The 18,063-nt window shown below is 53.0% G+C and carries 19 protein-coding genes; 17 read left to right on the top strand and 2 right to left on the bottom strand.

Features of this window, described 5'->3' with window-relative positions; all coding sequences use genetic code 11:
- Positions 1-117 precede the first annotated feature (117 nt).
- The 8 genes from acpP to ptsG all read left to right on the top strand — a co-directional run bounded on the left by acpP (position 118) and on the right by ptsG (position 7,922).
- On the top strand, positions 118-354 hold the full coding sequence (acpP, locus tag OGX81_RS16390) for an acyl carrier protein (protein ID WP_000103754.1): 237 nt from the start codon (positions 118-120) through the stop codon (positions 352-354).
- 85 nt (positions 355-439) lie between these two features.
- Entirely contained in the window at positions 440-1,681 is a 1,242-nt protein-coding gene (gene fabF / locus OGX81_RS16385; RefSeq protein ID WP_058669004.1) for a beta-ketoacyl-ACP synthase II, read from the top strand.
- 116 nt (positions 1,682-1,797) lie between these two features.
- The gene (pabC, locus tag OGX81_RS16380) at positions 1,798-2,607 is read left to right on the top strand and encodes an aminodeoxychorismate lyase (protein WP_047457518.1); all 810 of its coding nucleotides are present in this window, start codon (positions 1,798-1,800) and stop codon (positions 2,605-2,607) included.
- Positions 2,608-2,609: 2 nt separating this feature from the next.
- Positions 2,610-3,632 (top strand): cell division protein YceG, encoded by a 1,023-nt coding sequence (yceG, locus tag OGX81_RS16375; RefSeq protein ID WP_104868799.1) that lies wholly within the window; start codon positions 2,610-2,612, stop codon positions 3,630-3,632.
- Positions 3,622-4,263: a dTMP kinase gene (gene tmk / locus OGX81_RS16370; protein ID WP_012132824.1), complete on the top strand. Its 642-nt coding sequence runs from the start codon at positions 3,622-3,624 to the stop codon at positions 4,261-4,263. The genes yceG and tmk overlap by 11 nt, the downstream gene beginning before the upstream one ends.
- Positions 4,260-5,264: a DNA polymerase III subunit delta' gene (gene holB, locus OGX81_RS16365; RefSeq protein ID WP_071258231.1), complete on the top strand. Its 1,005-nt coding sequence runs from the start codon at positions 4,260-4,262 to the stop codon at positions 5,262-5,264. The genes tmk and holB overlap by 4 nt, the downstream gene beginning before the upstream one ends.
- Positions 5,265-5,274: 10 nt before the next feature.
- Positions 5,275-6,072, top strand: a complete 798-nt coding sequence (locus OGX81_RS16360) for a metal-dependent hydrolase (protein WP_104868797.1) — start codon at positions 5,275-5,277, stop codon at positions 6,070-6,072.
- Between the two features lie 416 nt (positions 6,073-6,488).
- Positions 6,489-7,922 (top strand): PTS glucose transporter subunit IIBC, encoded by a 1,434-nt coding sequence (ptsG, locus tag OGX81_RS16355; protein ID WP_024130440.1) that lies wholly within the window; start codon positions 6,489-6,491, stop codon positions 7,920-7,922.
- Positions 7,923-8,113: 191 nt separating this feature from the next.
- Here the strand turns inward: ptsG and fhuE are convergent, their stop codons facing one another.
- The gene (fhuE, locus tag OGX81_RS16350) at positions 8,114-10,312 is read right to left on the bottom strand and encodes a ferric-rhodotorulic acid/ferric-coprogen receptor FhuE (RefSeq protein ID WP_104869145.1); all 2,199 of its coding nucleotides are present in this window, start codon (positions 10,310-10,312) and stop codon (positions 8,114-8,116) included.
- A 354-nt stretch (positions 10,313-10,666) separates the two neighbouring features.
- Between fhuE and hinT the strand changes: the two genes are divergently transcribed.
- The 8 genes from hinT to OGX81_RS16310 all read left to right on the top strand — a co-directional run bounded on the left by hinT (position 10,667) and on the right by OGX81_RS16310 (position 16,835).
- A complete protein-coding gene (gene hinT / locus OGX81_RS16345; RefSeq protein WP_047463701.1) occupies positions 10,667-11,026 on the top strand; it encodes a purine nucleoside phosphoramidase in 360 nt (119 codons plus the stop codon).
- Between the two features lie 2 nt (positions 11,027-11,028).
- Positions 11,029-11,403 carry a YcfL family putative periplasmic lipoprotein gene (locus OGX81_RS16340; RefSeq protein ID WP_071258229.1) on the top strand — a complete coding sequence of 125 codons (375 nt, stop codon included), beginning with the start codon at positions 11,029-11,031 and terminating at the stop codon, positions 11,401-11,403.
- 13 nt (positions 11,404-11,416) lie between these two features.
- On the top strand, positions 11,417-12,058 hold the full coding sequence (gene lpoB / locus OGX81_RS16335; protein ID WP_104868796.1) for a penicillin-binding protein activator LpoB: 642 nt from the start codon (positions 11,417-11,419) through the stop codon (positions 12,056-12,058).
- Positions 12,039-12,863 (top strand): thiamine kinase, encoded by an 825-nt coding sequence (gene thiK, locus OGX81_RS16330; RefSeq protein WP_024130436.1) that lies wholly within the window; start codon positions 12,039-12,041, stop codon positions 12,861-12,863. The genes lpoB and thiK overlap by 20 nt, the downstream gene beginning before the upstream one ends.
- 10 nt (positions 12,864-12,873) lie before the next feature.
- Positions 12,874-13,899, top strand: coding sequence for a beta-N-acetylhexosaminidase (nagZ, locus tag OGX81_RS16325; RefSeq protein WP_024130435.1), 1,026 nt, complete (start codon positions 12,874-12,876; stop codon positions 13,897-13,899).
- Between the two features lie 23 nt (positions 13,900-13,922).
- A complete protein-coding gene (ycfP, locus tag OGX81_RS16320) occupies positions 13,923-14,465 on the top strand; it encodes an alpha/beta hydrolase YcfP (RefSeq protein ID WP_012132812.1) in 543 nt (180 codons plus the stop codon).
- Between the two features lie 249 nt (positions 14,466-14,714).
- Complete coding sequence (gene ndh / locus OGX81_RS16315) at positions 14,715-16,019, top strand: NADH-quinone dehydrogenase (protein WP_286487617.1); 1,305 nt, start codon at positions 14,715-14,717, stop codon at positions 16,017-16,019.
- A 276-nt stretch (positions 16,020-16,295) separates the two neighbouring features.
- The gene (locus OGX81_RS16310; RefSeq protein WP_104868795.1) at positions 16,296-16,835 is read left to right on the top strand and encodes a glycine zipper 2TM domain-containing protein; all 540 of its coding nucleotides are present in this window, start codon (positions 16,296-16,298) and stop codon (positions 16,833-16,835) included.
- A gap of 73 nt (positions 16,836-16,908) precedes the next feature.
- Here OGX81_RS16310 and comR read toward each other — a convergent pair whose 3' ends face one another.
- Complete coding sequence (gene comR, locus OGX81_RS16305) at positions 16,909-17,544, bottom strand: TetR family copper-responsive transcriptional repressor ComR (protein ID WP_024130432.1); 636 nt, start codon at positions 17,542-17,544, stop codon at positions 16,909-16,911.
- 240 nt (positions 17,545-17,784) lie between these two features.
- Between comR and bhsA the strand changes: the two genes are divergently transcribed.
- On the top strand, positions 17,785-18,042 hold the full coding sequence (gene bhsA, locus OGX81_RS16300; RefSeq protein ID WP_047457498.1) for a multiple stress resistance protein BhsA: 258 nt from the start codon (positions 17,785-17,787) through the stop codon (positions 18,040-18,042).
- The last annotated feature ends 21 nt before the right edge of the window (positions 18,043-18,063 follow it).

The following is an 18,063-nucleotide window of genomic DNA, read 5'->3' as shown; positions in this document are numbered from 1 at the left end:
CCTCAAAATAACGTAAAATCGTGGTAAGAACTGCCGGGATTTAGTTGCAAATTTTTCAACATTTTATACACTACGAAAACCATCGCGAAAGCGAGTTTTGATAGGAAATTTAAGAGTATGAGCACTATCGAAGAACGCGTTAAGAAAATTATCGGCGAGCAGCTGGGCGTTAAGCAGGAAGAAGTTACCAACAATGCTTCTTTCGTTGAAGACCTGGGCGCAGATTCTCTTGACACCGTTGAGCTGGTAATGGCTCTGGAAGAAGAGTTTGATACTGAGATTCCGGACGAAGAAGCTGAGAAAATCACCACCGTTCAGGCTGCCATTGATTATATCAACGGCCACCAGGCGTAAGTGAACATCTCCAGGCGGTCATTCGACCGCCTGAGTTTTATCTTTTTGTCCCACTAGAATCATTTTCCCTCCCTGGAGGACAAACGTGTCTAAGCGTCGTGTAGTTGTGACCGGACTGGGCATGTTGTCTCCTGTCGGCAATACCGTAGAGTCTACCTGGAAAGCTCTCCTTGCCGGTCAGAGTGGCATCAGCCTGATCGACCATTTCGATACTAGCGCCTATGCAACGAAATTTGCTGGCTTAGTAAAGGATTTTAACTGTGACGACATCATCTCGCGCAAAGAACAGCGCAAGATGGATGCCTTCATTCAATATGGAATTGTCGCTGGCGTTCAGGCCATGCAGGATTCTGGCCTTGAAGTAACGGAAGAGAACGCAGCCCGTATTGGCGCCGCTATCGGCTCTGGTATCGGCGGTCTCGGACTGATCGAAGAAAACCACAGTTCCCTGGTGAACGGTGGGCCGCGTAAGATCAGCCCGTTCTTTGTTCCGTCGACGATTGTTAACATGGTGGCGGGTCACCTGACCATCATGTACGGCCTGCGTGGGCCAAGCATCTCTATCGCTACCGCCTGCACCTCAGGCGTACATAACATCGGTCATGCCGCGCGTATCATTGCATACGGCGATGCGGACGCGATGGTAGCGGGTGGTGCGGAAAAAGCCAGTACGCCGCTGGGTGTCGGTGGCTTTGGCGCAGCGCGTGCGCTGTCTACACGTAATGATAACCCGCAAGCGGCCAGCCGCCCGTGGGATAAAGAGCGTGACGGTTTTGTTCTCGGCGATGGCGCGGGCATGGTGGTACTGGAAGAGTACGAACATGCAAAAGCGCGCGGCGCGAAAATTTATGCCGAAATCGTTGGCTTCGGGATGAGCAGCGATGCTTATCACATGACGTCACCGCCGGAAAACGGCGCGGGCGCCGCGCTGGCGATGGTCAATGCGCTGCGTGATGCGGCCATTGAGCCGGGTCAGATTGGTTACGTCAACGCTCACGGTACGTCTACGCCGGCAGGCGATAAAGCGGAAACTCAGGCGGTAAAATCTGTCTTTGGCGATGCGGCAAGCCGTGTGCTGGTCAGCTCGACGAAATCCATGACGGGTCACCTGCTGGGTGCTGCGGGCGCGGTAGAGTCCATTTTCTCTATTCTGGCGCTGCGCGACCAGGCTGTTCCGCCAACCATCAACCTGGATAACCCGGATGAAGGTTGCGACCTGGACTTTGTGCCTCACGAAGCTCGTCAGGTTAACGGAATGGAGTATACGCTGTGTAACTCCTTCGGCTTTGGCGGTACTAACGGCTCGTTGATCTTCAAAAAGGTCTAAGTCGTTCCACCAGAGAGTAAAAAGGTCCGCTTGTCGGGCCTTTTTTATTCAGCTTTCTTCCCTTGTCCTGTGTTAACCATCCTGCCACACTAATCGACCACGAATAAGGAGCCACTATGTTCTTAATTAATGGCCGTGAACAGGATTCTCTTGCCGCCAGCGATCGCGCGACGCAGTTTGGCGATGGCTGTTTCACTACTGCGCGAATCCGTGACGGTAGAATTTGCCTCCTGCCCGCACACCTTCGCCGTTTGCAGGATGCCTGCGAAAAACTGCTGCTTCCCTTCAGTCAATGGACGGAACTGCAACACGAAATGACGGCGATGGCAGCAGGCCAGAACAGTGGCGTACTGAAAGTTATTCTGAGTCGTGGCAGCGGCGGCAGGGGCTACAGCCCGTCAAACTGTCGTGCGGCCACGCGAATTTTATCCGTTTCTCCTTATCCCACTCATTATGAACGCTGGCGTACGGAAGGTATTACGCTGGCGCTAAGCCCCGTACGGCTGGGGCGTAACCCTATGCTTGCGGGTATAAAACACCTTAACCGACTGGAACAGGTACTGATCCGGTCTCATCTTGAGCAGACAAACGCCGATGAAGCGCTGGTTCTTGACAGCGAGGGATGGGTTACGGAATGCTGTGCGGCTAATTTGTTCTGGCGTAAAGAGAATGTGGTGTATACGCCGCGCCTGGATCAGGCGGGGGTAAACGGCATTATGCGACAATTTTGTTTACAGTCGCTGGCACAATCGCCTTTTCAGGTTGTCGAAGTGTATGCCGGGGAGGACGCGCTTATGCAGGCCGATGAGATGGTTATCTGCAATGCGTTGATGCCCGTGATTCCCGTGCGCGCCTGTGGCGATAAACTGATGTTTGCACGTTCATTGTTCGATTTTTTAGCCCCACTTTGTGAGCACCCGAATTAGTCATGAAAAGAATGTTACGCTTTTTCCTTCTGCTGGTCGTTGTGTTGGGCATTGCCGCTGGCGCAGGAATGTGGAAAGTGCGCCAACTGGCCGACAGTCCCTTGTTAATAAAAGAAGAGACGATCTTTACCCTGAAGGCCGGAACCGGGCGTCTGGCATTAGGCGATCAACTCTACGCCGACAAAATTATCAATCGGCCGCGCGTGTTTCAGTGGTTGTTGCGCGTTGAACCTGAATTATCAAACTTTAAAGCGGGCGCCTATCGTTTAACGCCTGATATGACCGTACGGGAGATGCTGAAACTGCTGGAAAGCGGTAAAGAAGCACAGTTCCCGCTACGTCTGGTCGAAGGGATGCGCCTGAGCGATTACCTGAATCAGTTGCGAAATGCGCCTTATATTCAGCATACGCTTAGCGATGACCGTTACGAAACCGTCGCGCAGGCGCTGAAGCTGGAGAACCCGGAGTGGCTTGAAGGCTGGTTCTGGCCGGACACCTGGATGTATACCGCCAACACCACCGACGTCGCGCTTCTGAAGCGTGCGCATCAAAAGATGGTTAAAGCGGTAGATGACGTCTGGGAAGGGCGCGCGGAAGGGTTGCCTTATAAAGATAAGAATCAACTGGTGACGATGGCGTCTATTATCGAGAAAGAGACGGCCGTCGCCAGCGAACGCGATCAGGTGGCATCGGTCTTTATTAACCGTCTGCGTATTGGTATGCGTTTGCAGACCGATCCGACCGTGATTTACGGCATGGGGGCGAGTTATAATGGTAAGCTGTCGCGCGCGGCGCTGGAAACGCCGACGGCGTATAACACCTATACCATCACCGGGTTGCCGCCAGGTCCTATCGCCATGCCTGGCGAAGCCTCTTTGAAAGCCGCCGCGCATCCGGCGAAAACGCCGTACCTCTATTTTGTGGCTGACGGAAAGGGCGGTCACACGTTTAACACCAATCTTGCCAGCCATAACCGGTCAGTGCAGGACTACCTGAAAGTGCTTAAGGAAAAAAATGGGCAGTAACTATATCGTCATCGAAGGCCTGGAAGGCGCCGGAAAAACCACCGCGCGTAACGTGGTGGTGGAGACACTTGAGCAACTGGGTATTCACGACATGATTTTTACGCGTGAGCCGGGCGGCACCCAGCTTGCAGAGAAATTAAGAAGTCTGGTGCTGGACATCAAATCGGTGGGTGATGAAACGATCACGGATAAAGCTGAAGTGCTGATGTTTTATGCCGCGCGAGTGCAACTGGTGGAAACCGTTATCAAGCCTGCGCTGGCGAAAGGAACGTGGGTCATTGGCGATCGCCATGACCTGTCCACCCAGGCCTACCAGGGCGGCGGCCGAGGGATCGACCAGACGATGCTGGCGACGCTGCGTGATGCGGTATTGGGCGACTTCCGTCCTGACCTGACCCTGTATCTGGATGTGACGCCGGAGGTTGGCTTAAAACGCGCGCGCGCGCGCGGCGAGCTTGACCGCATTGAGCAGGAGTCTCTGGATTTCTTCAATCGCACGCGTGCCCGCTACCTTGAGCTGGCCGCCAGCGATGCCAGCATTCGCACCATTGATGCGACTCAGCCGCTGGAGGCTGTGATGAACGATATTCGCACAACCGTAACGGCCTGGATCAAGGAGCAGGGTGCATGAAATGGTATCCGTGGTTACGGCCAGACTTTGAAAAACTGGTAGCAAGCTATCAGGCGGGTCGGGGCCACCATGCGTTACTGATTCAGGCGTTGCCCGGAATGGGGGATGATGCGCTGATTTATGCCCTCAGTCGTTATTTGCTGTGCCAGCAACCGGAAGGGCATAAAAGCTGCGGGCGCTGTCGTGGCTGCCAGTTAATGCAGGCGGGTACGCATCCTGACTATTACTCGCTGTTGCCGGAAAAGGGAAAAAGCACCCTTGGCGTGGACGCGGTACGCGACGTGGGCGAGAAGCTGTACGAACACTCTCGACTTGGCGGCGCGAAAGTCGTGTTGATCCCGGATGCGGCCCTGCTGACTGATGCCGCGGCGAATGCCTTATTAAAGACGCTCGAAGAGCCGCCGGAGCAAACCTGGTTCTTTCTTGCCAGCCGTGAACCGGCACGCCTGCTGGCGACTTTACGCAGCCGCTGTCGTCTGCATCATCTTGCGCCGCCATCTGAACAATACGCTGTTTCCTGGCTTTCTCGTGAAGTGACAATGTCACAAGAGACGTTGCTGGCGGCGCTGCGCCTGAGCGCAGGGGCTCCCGGCGCCGCTCTGGCGTTGTTGCAGGCCGACAGCTGGGCGCATCGTAACGCGCTTTGCGAAGCGCTGGCGAATACGCTGCAATCCGGCGACTGGTATATCCTTCTGTCGGTGTTGAATCACGAACAGGCCGCCGTACGTTTACACTGGCTGGCGACGCTGCTTATGGATGCCCTTAAATACCGGTATGGCGCTTCCAGCCTGACAAATCAGGATGCCGGAACGCTGGTGGCGTCGATAGCTGAACGGTTATCCGTCGCACGCATCCAGGCCATACTCAGCGATGTCTGCCATTGTCGCGAACAGCTGATTAACGTGACCGGATTAAACCGCGAACTGGTATTAACCGATCTTATTCTCCGCATAGAGCATTACCTGCAACCAGGCGCCATGTTGCCTGTTTCCCATCTTTGAGAGAGACATTATGTTTTTAGTCGACTCACACTGCCATCTTGATGGCCTGGATTATCAATCTCTGCATAAGGACGTGGATGACGTGCTGGCAAAAGCCGCCGCGCGCGATGTGAAGTTCTGCCTGGCGGTGGCGACAACCCTGCCCGGATACAAGAGTATGCGCGAACTGGTTGGCGAGCGGGATAATGTTGTGTTTTCCTGCGGCGTACACCCGTTAAACCAGGATGAATCATACGATGCGGAAGACCTGCGTCGCTTTGCCGCTGAAGAAGGCGTGGTGGCCATGGGAGAGACCGGGCTGGATTATTTTTATACGCCGGAAACAAAAGTTCGCCAGCAAGAATCCTTCATTAACCATATTCAGATTGGCCGTGAATTAAATAAACCCGTGATTGTGCATACCCGTGACGCACGCGCCGATACGCTGGCGATTTTGCGCGAAGAAAAAGTGACGGATTGCGGTGGCGTACTACACTGTTTTACAGAGGACAGGGAGACAGCGGGTAAATTATTGGATCTTGGGTTTTATATCTCTTTTTCCGGGATCGTGACCTTCCGCAACGCGGAGCAGTTACGTGATGCCGCCCGCTATGTTCCTCTGGATCGTCTGCTGGTTGAGACGGACTCTCCTTATCTTGCTCCGGTGCCGCATCGTGGTAAAGAGAACCAGCCTGCAATGGTTCGCGATGTCGCAGAGTATATGGCCGTATTGAAGGGTGTTGCCGTTGAAGAACTGGCGCAGGCAACCACTGAAAACTTTGCCTGCCTGTTCCACATCAACGCTTCTCGCCTGCAATCAACCCGTTAACTGAGTTTTTTTAAAGCTCGTAATTAATATTCAAAGCGAGTAAAGTTCACCGCCACAAAATGGGCGGTGAATGAGCGAATTGTAACATTCAGACACTCATTTTGTCAGAATGTGATGGTTTTATGGCTGTCAGGAGCTGAAACGTGATAGCCGTCAAACAAAACCGAGCTTATTTATTTTACTCTGTGTAATAAATAAAGGGCGCTTAGATGCCCTGTCCACGGCGAGGTTCTCCCCCCTCGCCAATGCGTGAAAACGTAGAATACACAAAATCATTCAGGCTGCATCAGGGCGGCAAGTGAGTGAATTGCAGGAGCTTACTTGAGTAAGTGACTGGGATGAACGAACGCAGCCAACGCTGAGGCGGTTTGAAGGATGAAGTGTATAAGCACAAATACTCAGGAGCACTCCTAATTATGTTTAAGAATGCATTTGCTAACCTGCAAAAGGTCGGTAAATCGCTGATGCTACCGGTATCCGTACTGCCTATCGCAGGTATCCTGCTGGGCGTCGGTTCCGCTAACTTCAGCTGGCTGCCAGCCGTTGTGTCGCACGTTATGGCAGAAGCAGGCGGTTCTGTTTTTGCAAATATGCCGCTGATTTTCGCCATTGGTGTCGCACTGGGCTTCACCAACAACGACGGCGTTTCGGCTCTGGCCTCGGTTGTCGCTTACGGCATCATGGTCAAAACCATGGCCGTGGTTGCGCCGCTGGTTCTGCATTTACCTGCTGAAGAAATCGCAGCAAAACACCTGGCGGATACCGGTGTTCTCGGGGGGATTATCTCCGGTGCGATTGCAGCGTACATGTTCAACCGCTTCTACCGTATCAAATTGCCTGAGTATCTGGGCTTCTTTGCGGGTAAACGCTTTGTGCCGATCATTTCTGGTCTGGCTGCCATCTTCACCGGCGTGATCCTGTCCTTCATTTGGCCGCCGATCGGGACGGCTATCCAGACGTTCTCTCAGTGGGCTGCTTACCAGAACCCGGTTGTGGCGTTCGGTATCTATGGCTTCATTGAGCGCTGCCTGGTGCCGTTTGGTCTGCACCATATCTGGAACGTTCCTTTCCAGATGCAGATCGGTGAATACACCAACGCAGCAGGTCAGGTGTTCCACGGCGACATTCCTCGCTATATGGCGGGCGACCCGACTGCGGGCAAACTGTCCGGCGGCTTCCTGTTCAAAATGTACGGTCTGCCTGCTGCGGCTATCGCGATCTGGCACTCTGCTAAACCGGAAAACCGCGCGAAAGTGGGCGGTATCATGATCTCCGCAGCGTTGACCTCGTTCCTGACCGGTATCACCGAGCCGATCGAGTTCTCCTTCATGTTCGTTGCGCCGATCCTGTACGTTATCCACGCGATTCTGGCAGGTCTGGCATTCCCGATCTGTATCCTGCTGGGTATGCGTGACGGTACATCGTTCTCGCACGGTCTGATAGACTTCATCGTTCTGTCTGGCAACAGCAGCAAACTGTGGCTGTTCCCGATTGTTGGTGCAGGTTATGCGATTATTTACTACACCGTCTTCCGTGTGCTGATTAAAGCGCTGGATCTGAAAACGCCGGGTCGTGAAGACGCGAGCGAAGACAGCAAAGTGGGCGCAACCAGTGAAATGGCTCCGGCCCTGATCGCCGCGTTTGGTGGTAAAGAGAACATCACTAACCTCGACGCATGTATCACCCGTCTGCGCGTTAGCGTTGCTGACGTTGCTAAAGTGGATCAGGCTGGCCTGAAGACGCTTGGCGCAGCTGGTGTCGTCGTCGCAGGTTCCGGCGTTCAGGCTATTTTCGGTACGAAATCCGATAACCTGAAAACGGAAATGGATGAATACATCCGCAATAGCTAAGCAGTAAGACGTTGGGGAGAACTAAGGCAGCCAAATGGCTGCCTTTTTTACGCTGTGTTGCCGGATGGCGCGTGGCTTATCCGGCCTACGGTTATAGCACAGTTGTAGGCCTGATAAGGCGTTAGCCGCCATCAGGCTTGCGAGAACGTAAAAAAGGGAGCCAGATGGCTCCCTTTTCGTCAGTAACGTTATCAGAACTGATAGCTTGCAGTAATGCTGACGTTACGTGGTTCGCCGTAGACAATAGAACCATCAATATTGGTGTCGTAGGTTTTGTCTAACAGGTTGTTAATGTTGCCCTGTACGGCGAAGTTTTTGGTTACCTGGTAGCGAGTGAACAGATCCACTAACGCATAGCTGCCTTGTTCCGCGCGCCATGTGCCGTATGGTGTGACAGTGTCGCTGCCGTGAACACGGTTCTGCCAGTTAACGCCACCGCCGACGGTCAACTCAGGCATGACTGGCAGACGGTAGCTGGTAAACAACTTCACGGTTGTACGTGGCAAGTTCGGATTCACCGCATTTCCCTCGTTATCTTCCGCGATAAAGCGCGTTGCCCCGAAAGTCATCTGCCAGTTGTCGGTGATAGCGCCGTTAATTTCGAATTCAACGCCTTTGCTGACGGTTCCATCTACCGCTTTATAAGCGGTGTCGCCGTTACTACCTGAAATCGGTCTACCGGTCGATTGGCCGACGTTATCCTGCTCAATACGGAAGACCGACAATGTGGTGGTCAGGCGGCTGTTCATCCAGTCAGATTTCAAGCCCACTTCATAGTTGTTACCCGTAATAGGGGCGAGATATTTACCCGAGCTATCACGATAGTTCTGTGGCTGGAAGATGGAAGTATAGCTGGCGTAGGCAGACCAGTTATCATCAATGTCATACACCAGTCCGGCATATGGCGTGGTATGGTTTTTCTCCATCCGGTAGGTCAGCGTGTCGATACTCCAGTTGGTGTAGCGAGCGCCGATGATCAGATGCAGCGGATCGGCCAGCGAAATGCGGGTCGCTGCATAGAGCGATTTCATGTGCGTGGTATCATCCTGGGCAACGGTTTGTTGACCCCAGTTTGTTTCCGGGAAGTTACCGTCGTAGTTGTAGAAATTGCCCAGTTCATCCGGGAATACGTTCGCCCAGGTATTCATATAGCGGTTATTCTGTTTGCTGTAGCTTCCGCCGATCATCAGGTTATGCTGACGGCCAAACAGGTCGTAGCCTCCATCGGCGAAAAGATCGACAGCATCGACTTTACGTTTGCCGCTGTTCCAGCCCGTACCGCCAATGTAACCGTACTCTGGCCCATAGTTGGCGTAAGGGCCAACCAGCATACCAGTGTCTTTATTGACATAGGCATCCAGGTACATCATTTTACTGTCGAATTTGATTTCAGAATGCGTGGCGTTGAGCGTTGCCTGCCAGGTATCCGCAAAACGCTGCTTCAGCGTGACAAAGACTTTATTAAACTCTTTATCGTTGTAGGCCCAGTCTGGAGCGGTACTGCGCGAGCGGTCATATTTGTTGGTGCTGCCATCCGTATTCCAGCGAGGTAAACCGCCCCAGGTCGGGCTGTTAACGTCGATGCGTTGATATTCATACCCGGCGGAAAGGCTGGTTGTGCTCCCCAGATCGGCATCGATAATGCCGGAGAAGAATGTTTTCTCGCTGTTATAACGATCCAGCCATGAGTCATTGTTCTGATAACCCGCAACAATCCGCGCACGTACGTTACCGTCTTCTGTCAGCGGGCTTTGTAAATCGGTTACGTAACGCTGTTTGTTCCAGCTTCCATATTCCGCAGACACATTACCTTTGAATTCACGGCTGGTGGCATGTTTGCGGATCATATTGATAGACGCGGAAGGGTTGCCGGTTCCGGTCATTAATCCATTTGCGCCGCGTACGACTTCCACACGTTCAAACAGGGCCGTGTCAGAAAGGGCATCGCCAAGATTCCAGCGTGATTCAAAATAGGTGGGGATGCCATCGACCATGTAGTTGTCGATGAGGAAACCGCGTGAGTAGTAGAGGTTGCGGTCGGAGTCTGACTGGCTTCTGCTGATACCCAGCGTGCTGTCCATCACATCGCCAAGGGTTTGTAATTGCTGATCAGCCATGCGTTGCTGGCTGATGATACTGACAGACTGAGGAATATCGCGCTGCGCCATCTGCATTTTAGTGCCAGCGGTTGTCGTTTTAACGTTGTAGTCCTGTTCTTCATCGCTGGACGTGTCGGCTTGTGATGCGCTATCAACAACGATTGTTTCTTCTGTTGTGGTAGCGGCGAAGCTGGTGGAAGGCATCAATGCCATAGCGATGCAGGCTGCCAGCAGTGTGGGAACTGCGGCAGGCTGACGCTGCTCATCCTGGGTGTGTGTTGTGAAAGACATCGAAAAACCCCTAATAATGATGAACGTTAAGTTCAAACCATGAAATGGCATGGCGAACCCTTTTAATTTTCTAACCATCAAATGCGCATGAAAATGCAAATGCGAAATATACGCACTTGCATTAATGCTGTAAACAGATGTTACGGGTGAAAATGAAATCTTGTTTCAGTGCTATGAGGTGCAAAGAGAAGAGGGAAATGAGTATAAGCGCAGCAACTGACAGATTTTTTGCTTAATAAATCGTGGGTTAAAGTTGAAAGAGCGTGAGTAACTCGCTCATACTCTATACTCGCAGTGTGGCTCGGCGTAGCATGGCGCAACGTTATGGCTAATTTTGAAAAAAGGAAAAATGTCGTGGCAGAAGAAACTATATTCAGCAAAATTATCCGTCGTGAAATCCCCTCGGATATCGTTTACCAGGATGAACTGGTTACCGCATTTCGCGATATTTCGCCGCAGGCGCCCACGCACATTCTGATCATCCCGAATACCCTGATCCCAACGGTTAATGATGTCACGGCGGAGCACGAACAGGCGCTGGGCCGTATGATCACCGTCGCGGCAAAAATTGCCGGGCAGGAAGGCATTGCCGAAGACGGCTACCGCCTGATCATGAATACTAACCGTCATGGCGGGCAGGAGGTTTATCACATTCATATGCACCTGCTGGGCGGGCGTGCGCTGGGGCCGATGCTGGCGCATAAAGGCCTCTGACAATGACCAGAGGATGCCTTGCGATATCACTGGCCTTACTGTTGCTTGCGGGTTGTCGCTCACACCCTGAAATTCCGGTCAGTGATGAACAGACACTGGTGATGGAATCAACGCTGCTGGCGGCCGGTATCACGGCAGAAGCGCCTGCGTTGACGACGTCCGATATTCAGCCTTCTGCATCCTCACGCCTCTATAACGAAAGGCAAGAACCCGTTACCGTGCATTATCGGTTTTACTGGTATGACGCCAGAGGGCTGGAAATGCATCCTCTGGAAGCGCCACGCAGTGTGACTATTCCGGCGCGTTCGTCGGTCACGCTGTATGGCAGCGCCAATTATCTGGGGGCGCATAAGGTTAGACTTTATCTTTATTTGTAAGGGGTGAATTTTGATGACGAAAATGAGTCGCTACGCACTGGTGGCCGCGCTGGCGATATTTCTCTCCGGTTGTGTGGGGCAACGTGAACCCGCACCGGTTGATGAAGTCAAACCGGCGCCGGAACAGCCAGCTGAGCCGCAGCAGCCTGTGCCGGTCGTGCCATCGGTGCCGACGATCCCGCAGCAGCCGGGCCCGATTGAACACGAAGACCAGACCGCACAGCCTGCGCCGCGCGTGCGCCATTATGACTGGAACAGCGCGATGCAGCCGATGGTCGGAAAAATGCTCCAGGCTGATGGCGTAACGGCGGGTAATGTACTGCTGGTCGATAGCGTAAATAACCGCACCAACGGTTCGCTCAACGCGGGCGAGGCCACAGAGACTTTACGTAATGCGCTGGCGAATAACGGTAAATTTACGCTGGTTTCCGCGCAGCAACTGGCGATGGCGAAGCAGCAACTGGGTTTATCACCGCAGGACAGCCTCGGTACGCGCAGTAAAGCGATTGGCATCGCCCGTAACGTAGGGGCGCAATATGTGCTCTATTCCAGCGCGGCGGGTAACGTCAATGCGCCATCGCTGCAAATGCAGTTAATGCTGGTACAAACTGGCGAGATAATCTGGTCAGGTAAAGGTGCAGTCCAGCAACAATAATCTACTGACGCGCGACGACGTTTTGTCGCGCTACTTCCCGCAATATCATCCCGTCGCCGCCTGCCACAACGGATTAAGCGGCGGGAGTTGCATCATTGAACATGACGCCCGCCGTCTGGTGCTCCGTTGCCATCATGATCCCTTCGCGCCTGAATCTGATTTTTTGCGTCAGTATCACGCGTTGTCACGTTTACCGGAAACCCTTGCCCCCAGACCGCGTTTTTATATTCCCGGCTGGATGGCGGTGGACTATTTGCAGGGAGAGGTAAAATCTGGATTACCGGATACCGACGAACTGGCGGGCTTACTGTATCATCTGCACCAACAACCGCGTTTTGGCTGGCGTATTTCGCTGTTACCGCTGCTTATGCGCTACTGGCAGGGGAGCGATCCGGCACGCAGGACGCCGTACTGGCTACGGATGCTAAAACGGCTGCGAGCGGTGCGGGAACCTCGTCCGCTGCGTCTGGCGCCTTTGCATATGGATGTCCACGGCGATAACCTGGTACAGACGGCATCGGGGCTACGGTTGATTGACTGGGAATACGCCGGGGACGGCGATATCGCTCTGGAGCTGGCCGCTGTATGGGTAGAGGATGAGCGGCAGCATCAACGGCTGGTGAGATCCTATGCCGCCGTTGCGCATATCTGTCCGCAAACGCTATGGCGGCAGGTCAGGTTATGGCGCCCCTGGGTAATGATGCTGAAAGCCGGATGGTTTGAATACCGCTGGCAGCAAACCGGCGAACAACAATTTATCAGGCTGGCCGACGACGACTGGCGGCAGCTGAAAAAGAAAGGATAAGGAGAGCAGTGTGGGTCCAGTAATGTTGGATGTCGAAGGGTTTGAGCTGGACGCAGAAGAGCGCGAGATTCTGGCCCATCCGCTGGTGGGGGGGCTGATCCTCTTTACGCGTAATTATCATGACCCGGAGCAGCTGCGCGAGTTAGTCCGCCAGATTCGGGCGGCTTCGCGCAATCATCTGGTGGTGGCGGTTGACCAGGAAGGCGGACGCGTACAGCGTTTTCGTGAAGGTTTTACCCGCCTGCCAGCCGCACAATCTTTTGCTGCGCTGCACGGGCTGGAAGAAGGGGGCAAACTGGCGCAGGATGCCGGGTGGCTAATGGCCAGCGAGATGATCGCGATGGACATTGATATCAGTTTCGCGCCGGTGCTGGATGTCGGGCATATCAGCGCAGCAATTGGCGAGCGTTCTTACCATGCCGATCCGCTTAAAGCTCTGGCAATGGCGACGCGTTTTATTGACGGGATGCATGCTGCCGGAATGAAAACCACCGGTAAGCACTTCCCCGGACACGGGGCAGTCACTGCCGATTCGCACAAAGAAACGCCAACCGATCCGCGTCCTGAGGCGGAAATTCGCGCCAGGGATATGTCGGTGTTCCGTTCGCTAATCACCGGGAACAAACTTGATGCGATTATGCCGGCGCACGTCATATACAGCGATGTCGATCCGCGTCCGGCAAGTGGTTCACCGCACTGGCTGAAAACGGTGCTGCGTGAGGAACTTGGTTTTGATGGCGTGATTTTCTCCGATGACCTGTCGATGGAGGGGGCGGCGATTATGGGGAGCTACGCAGAGCGCGGGCAGGCGTCGCTGGATGCGGGTTGCGATATGATCCTGGTCTGTAATAATCGTAAAGGAGCGGTCAGCGTGTTAGATAATCTGTCGCCGATCAATGCAGAACGTGTTACGCGTTTGTATCATAAAGGTTCATTTTCGCGTCAGGAGTTGATGGACTCCGCACGCTGGAAAACGGTCAGCGCCCAGCTTAACCAGTTGCATGAACGCTGGCAGGAAGAAAAAGCAGGTCATTAACCCGAGTTTTGTGTGAGGATGCGATGATTATCTATTTACACGGTTTTGACTCCAACAGTCCGGGTAACCACGAGAAAGTGTTGCAGCTACAGTTTATTGATTCGGATGTCAGACTGATCAGCTATAGCACACGGCATCCCAAACATGACATGCAGCATCTGCTGAAAGAAGTAGACAAAATGTTGCAACTGAATGTGGACGATCGGCCATTAATTTGTGGCGTAGGACTGGGTGGGTATTGGGCGGAGCGGATTGGCTTCCTGTGCGACATACGCCAGGTGGTATTCAACCCTAATCTGTTCCCCTATGAGAACATGGAAGGCAAAATCGACCGCCCGGAAGAGTATGCCGATATCGCAACGAAATGCGTCACCAATTTCCGCGAAAAAAACCGCGATCGCTGCCTGGTGATCCTGTCCCGGCATGATGAAGCGCTGGACAGCCATCGTTCGGCAAAAGAGCTGCATCATTTCTATGAAATTGTCTGGGACGAAGAGCAGACCCATAAATTTAAGAATATCTCTCCTCATTTACAGCGGATAAAAGCGTTTAAAACGTTAGGTTAAGCCGTTGTAACCCGATAACCCCCCTCAGAAACCAGCCTTCGGGCTGGTTTTTTTATGAGCATTCAGGCAGGGTTGTCTATCTTTTCAGCGAGAAAACTTGATGTACATCAATTTTGGTATGACCAATGCACCGTTCGTGTTATTCTCACTAGCGAAGTCACTTTGCATTACCGTAACTTGTTGTTAATTAAAGGCTATATTTATAACTTTTACTTAACAATTGGTTAATAAATTTAAGGGGGGGTCACGTTGACTACACCATTGAAAAAGATCGTGATTGTCGGCGGCGGTGCTGGCGGGCTTGAAATGGCGACTCAGTTGGGTAAAAAACTGGGTCGTAAGAAAAAGGCAAAAATCACGCTGGTGGACAGAAACCACAGCCATCTGTGGAAGCCGTTGCTGCATGAAGTGGCGACCGGTTCACTGGACGAAGGCGTGGACGCTCTGAGCTACCTGGCGCATGCGCGTAATCATGGTTTCCAGTTCCAGTTGGGTTCGGTTATGGATATCGATCGTGAAGCGAAAACGATCACCATTGCGGAACTGCGTGACGAGAAAGGGGAACTGCTGGTTCCTGAGCGTAAAATCGCGTACGACACCCTGGTGATGGCGCTGGGCAGCACCTCTAACGACTTCAACACCCCTGGCGTTAAAGAACACTGTATTTTCCTGGACAACCCGCATCAGGCGCGTCGCTTCCATCAGGAAATGCTGAACCTGTTCCTGAAATACTCTTCCAGCATGGGTGTTAGCGGTAAGGTCAACATTGCGATTGTCGGTGGCGGCGCAACGGGTGTGGAGCTTTCTGCGGAACTGCATAACGCTGTGAAACAGCTGCACAGCTACGGCTACAAAGGCCTGACTAACGAAGCGCTGAACGTGACGCTGGTTGAAGCCGGTGAGCGCATTCTGCCTGCGCTGCCGCCGCGTATTTCCGCTGCGGCGCATAGCGAACTGACCAAACTGGGCGTACGCGTACTGACTCAGACGATGGTGACCAGCGCAGACGAAGGCGGCCTGCATACGAAAGATGGCGAACACATCAAAGCTGACCTGATGGTGTGGGCGGCAGGGATTAAAGCGCCTGATTTCCTGAAAGATATTGGCGGGCTGGAAACTAACCGCATCAACCAGTTAGTGGTTGAACCGACGCTGCAAACCACCCGTGACCCGGATGTTTATGCCACCGGCGACTGTGCTTCCTGCGCACGTCCTGAAGGGGGCTTTGTGCCGCCGCGCGCTCAGGCCGCGCATCAGATGGCAAGCTGCGCACTGAATAATATTCTGGCGCAGATGAAAGGCAAACCGATGAAAGACTACGTTTATAAAGATCACGGTTCGCTGGTATCGCTCTCTAATTTCTCGACTGTCGGCAGCCTGATGGGGAACCTGATGCGCGGTTCAATGATGGTGGAAGGGCGTATCGCGCGTTTTGTTTACATTTCGCTTTACCGTATGCACCAGATTGCGCTGCACGGTTACTTTAAAACCGGGTTAATGATGTTAGTAGGCAGCATTAACCGTGTGATTCGCCCGCGTCTGAAACTGCATTAATCCTTACCGTATCGCCTGATGGCGCTTCGCTTATCAGGCCTACGGCTCGCACTGCATGTAGGTCGGATAAGGCCACCGGGCATCATCCCTCACCGTTTGTAGGCCGGATAAGGCCATCGGCCGCCATCCGGCAATTTAATCGCGCCATCTGCTTCAGAGTTCTCTGAATCGTGTCTGTTTGCCGCATAACCCCGCACTTTTCATCCTCTTTCTGATTTGCTTAACCCCACTGCTGGTTGCAAAATTGTTACTAATAGCAAAAAAGGAGGAATTCCCGTGAATAAATCAATGTTGGCGGGTATAGGGATTGGCGTAGCTGCTGCGCTGGGTGTGGCGGCGGTGGCCAGTCTGAACGTTTTTGACCGTAGCCCGAAATATGCGCAAGTCGTATCAGCCACACCCATAAAAGAAACCGTCAAAATACCGCGTCAGGAATGCCGCAACGTGACGGTCACGCACCGCAAACCTGTTCAGGACGAAAACCGCATTGCCGGTTCGGTGCTTGGCGCGGTTGCTGGCGGCGTGATTGGTCATCAGTTCGGCGGTGGTCGTGGTAAAGATGTGGCGACCGTCGTCGGGGCGCTGGGCGGAGGGTACGCCGGTAACCAAATCCAGGGATCAATGCAGGAAAATGACACCTACACCTCTACGCAGCAGCGCTGTAAAACGGTGTATGACAAGTCAGAGAAAATGCTGGGCTATGACGTCACTTACAAGATTGGCGATCAGCAGGGGAAAATCCGCATGGATAAAGATCCCGGAACGCAAATCCCGCTGGATAATAACGGTCAATTGATTCTGAATAACGACGCGTAAAAAAAGCTGTACTCTGCACGTTAGCCCCTCATTCGCTCAGGCTGAGGGGCTTTTTTTATCAGACGGTCAGGCGCTAAGCCTTCAGCATCTCCGGCCACAGCCGTAGGGTGGTGCGGGTTATCTGCATCAGCTTGTCAAACGTCGCGCCTTCACGCGCGCTGATCGACATTCCTTGTAAAATACAGTTCAGATATTCCGCCAGCGTTTGTGGATTACAGTGCGCCGGAATTTCCCCGCGCTCCTGCCGCTGGCGCAAAAACTGGGTCAGCGTCTGCTCCTGCATCGCGTGGCGGGATTTCACCGTATGGGCGATTTCACGGGAGGAGGCGGCCAGTGTGGCGGACGTGTTGATCATAAAGCACCCGGCAGGGGTGTCTTTACTGGTGAAGCATGTCGCGACGGCGGTGAAATAGTCTTCCAGCGCGGACTCAACGCTTTTTTCTTCACAAAAGAGCTGGGCCTCATGCTTTGCCGCAAAGCGGCTGATATAGCGGTCCAGCACTGCGCGGAACAACCCTTCCTTGTTCGTAAATTCTGCGTACAGCGTGGGCGCTTTTGCGCCGGTCGCTTCCACGAGGTCGGCGAGCGATGTTGCTTCATAGCCGTGCTGCCAGAAGAGTGTCATGGCCTTATCAAGCGCGGCTTCCCTGTCGAACACTTTTGGTCGGCCACGGCTTTTTTTTACGCAACCTGTCGAGTCAGTTGTCATGATGCCGTTGTACCTTGTTGGGTTTGTTGAACAACCATTATAAAAATAATCCCGCTCAGTCTCCAGCGCATTCAGAAGAAAAATAATTCACCTGTATTGATATGAAAAATAAGTCCTTTTTAATTTATATAATGATCGTTATAAAAAAATGTTGACGTGTGACCTGGATCACATCTATGATTTACCTATCGATCGTTAAGTAAATATTTCGACACCGTTCATCTGCTAAAGGTCACTATCATGAAAAACGTAAAAACCCTCATTGCTGCTGCTGTACTGAGTTCACTCTCTTTCGCAAGTTTCGCTGCTGTTGAAGTTCAGGCGACGCCAGTAGATCAACAGAAAGTAGGCACCATTTCCGCAACCGCCGGGACTAACCTGGGATCTCTGGAAGATCAACTGGCGCAAAAAGCGGATGAAATGGGCGCGAAATCTTTCCGCATTACTTCGGTAACCGGTCCTAACACCCTCCACGGGACTGCGGTTATCTACAAATAAGCATTAACCCTCATTAATGCC

Origin of the sequence: Citrobacter sp. CK206 (genome assembly GCF_030333125.1) — a bacterium.
Taxonomy (GTDB): Bacteria; Pseudomonadota; Gammaproteobacteria; order Enterobacterales; family Enterobacteriaceae; genus Citrobacter_B; species Citrobacter_B koseri.
Note: the sequence above shows the minus strand (reverse complement) of the source record. Positions and strands in the feature narration are given on the sequence as shown.